At 38.5% G+C, this 1961-nt stretch carries 1 protein-coding gene; it reads left to right on the plus strand.

Features of this window, described 5'->3' with window-relative positions; genetic code table 11:
- Nucleotide 1 precedes the first annotated feature (1 nt).
- Nucleotides 2–1961, plus strand: a 1960-nt coding sequence (locus H5202_RS21530; RefSeq protein ID WP_182773845.1) for a putative bifunctional diguanylate cyclase/phosphodiesterase, incomplete at its 3' end; no start/stop codon positions are given.

A 1961-nucleotide genomic window follows, 5' to 3' on the forward strand; every position in this document is an offset into this window, starting at 1 on the left:
CATGACTGCCCGTTTTAAGTCTCTTACATGGAAACAAACTCACTTAGTGGTTTTTACCGCTTTGTTTTTTGCAATTGCCATCTTTATTGTAGAAATCGCGTTAGTTGTCATTACGACTAAGCAACAGCTTACTGCTGCACAGCAAGAACTGCTCAATTCCGTCGAACAAACCACTACCAATGCGGTATGGTCATTAGATGACAAACTTGCCAGTCAGACACTAGAAGGCATCATTAAAGTCGATAATGTTGGTTCTGCAGTGATTGAACTCGATGATGGTTCATTATTTGTGTCATCCACAAATGAATCAAACGGGTTATCAGATAATTACTTTTCCTTGAGTAACCGTCTTTTTGAGAATTTAAAGGAGATATCTCGGCCGTTGTATCGCCCATTTTATTTCGAAGGCAACAAACAGCAACAGCTTATTGGTACGCTGACAATTTTTTATGACACCCAAAAACTGACCACAAAGCTCTTTAGCCAGTTACAACTTGGGCTAATAGCAACTTTGGCTCGCGCATTATTACTTACACTAGTTTTAACGGTAGTGTTTCATCGCTTTTTAACACAACCTATTGCGCGGATCAGTGAAGCTATCGATAAAATTGATCCTGATTACCCTGATGAAAATTTATTACCCATGTCAAAAGCCCATAAAGATGATGAATTAGGGCTCGTCACCAGTAAATTTAATCAAATATTATTACAATTTAGTCAGACTCAAAATAAACTGCGCAAGATGGCGACCAGAGATCCCTTAACTGGTTTGCCAAACCGTACTTTATTGTTAGAAACGTTAAATGTCACCATCCAACGCTCTCGAGTTCATAAGAGAAATTTTGCATTACTGTTCATAGATTTAGATCGATTTAAAAACGTTAACGACTCATTGGGTCATGCTATTGGTGACCAATTCCTCGCCCGAATAGCTCGTATTTTAGAAAGAGTGGTCGGAGATAGAGGCAGTGTTGCGCGTTTAGGCGGCGATGAATTTGTTATTTTAGCCGATGAAATTCAAACACCATCACAAGCAGCTGATTTTGTTGATAAGTTACTAATCCAATTAAATACACCAATTCAACTAAATGAACATGCTATCCATCCTGCGGCATCTATCGGTATATCAATATATCCAGAAGATGGTACAACAGCAGAAGATTTGATTCGTCATGCTGACATAGCTATGTATAGCGCGAAAGCTGCTGGTTCTAATCAATGGTCCTTCTTTAAGCAACAAATGACCGAACGAGCGGCGGTGAGATTACGTACAGAAGCCTCATTACACGATGCCTTGAAAAACAATGAGTTTCTATTGTATTTCCAGCCTAAATTTGACTTAAAAACAAATAAAGTGGTTGGTTGTGAAGCCCTAATTCGCTGGCAAAAAGATGGCCGTTTGATTAGCCCAATGTCATTTATTCCAGTAGCCGAAGAAACGGGTATTATTATTCCTATAGGACGTTGGGTTATCGAGCAAAGCTGTAAAGTCATTAGAGACTGGCAACGAAAATATAATTATGAGATTCCAATAGCAGTAAATGTAGCATCACAACAATTTGCAGATGCCAGTTTAGTTCCTGATATAAAACAACTCGCGATACGTTATCAGATACGCCCAGAGTTGTTAGAAATCGAAATTACTGAAACTTCATTAATGAATGATGTTGAACAAGCTATTACCAAATTGGAGCAACTCAAATCAGCTGGCTTTGGTATTGCAGTCGATGACTTTGGTACTGGATATTCATCATTATCATATTTACGACATTTACCTATTACCACAATGAAAATTGATCGTGCATTTGTCAGCGATCTTCCTGAGGATAGTGCCATAGCTTCAACTATTTTGATGCTTGGACGTCAGCTGGACTTAACAGTTGTTGCAGAAGGCATTGAAAATATTGAACAACTTGAATGGCTTAAAGAAAACCAATGTGAAATTGGCCAAGGCTTTTACT

The organism is Shewanella sp. SG41-4 (assembly GCF_014164505.1).
Classification (GTDB): Bacteria; Pseudomonadota; Gammaproteobacteria; order Enterobacterales; family Shewanellaceae; genus Shewanella.